Source organism: Chitinimonas violaceus, assembly GCF_052601015.1.
This window is the reverse complement of the sequence record NZ_JBQXDJ010000208.1, coordinates 1-671: the sequence shown is the minus strand read 5'-3', so window position 1 is coordinate 671 and position 671 is coordinate 1. Positions and strand designations below refer to the sequence as shown.

The 671-nt window shown below is 54.4% G+C and carries 1 protein-coding gene; it reads right to left on the bottom strand.

Annotated features, from left to right (window positions below):
• The coding region (locus tag ACUHMQ_RS20945) for a VCBS domain-containing protein (RefSeq protein WP_445297374.1) at positions 1-671 on the bottom strand (671 nt) is incomplete at both ends.

Here is a 671-nt window from a genome sequence, read left to right as displayed (position 1 = left end):
GACTGACCAAGGTAGTGTCTTCAACCACCACCCCCTTATTACTGTCACCCGCTCCTGCACCAATCACCGCAACATCGTTCAGCCCATTGATCGTCACTACGATATTCTGAGTAGCCGTACCGTCCTTACTGTGCACCACCAGGGTTTCTGTTACCTGCTCCCTATCACCCAGGAATTGAATCTTGCTGTTGTCGGCTGTGTAACTCCACTGGCCATTCAAATCGTTAAAGGTGAAGTTCCCGTAGGTACCCGTCAGACTGGCTGGCTTCTGGAACACGGCTTCTCCGTTATCCACATCGTGCACCTGCAGCTTGCCGGATATCGATAACGCACCGTCTTCCTGTACTTCTCCGGTACTGACGCCACTGATAACAGCTGTGTCATTGGTACCCGTGATCGTGACCTTGATCTCATGTGGCGTACCATCTGTCGACAGCACCGTGAACGTTTCCAGCTTGGTCTCACCTGCCTTGAGGTATTGCACCGCACTGTTGGCTACGTTGTAAGTCCAGGTCCCGGCACTGGTGATGCTCAAACTACCCAATGCACCCGCACTGGCTGTGATGCCTGTCGTCTGGAAGCTGGCTTGACCTGTATCCGCATCACTGATGGTGAGCGTGCCGCTGTCGGTCAAGGTCGGGGTGGCGGCATCTTCGGTGACGCTACCAACT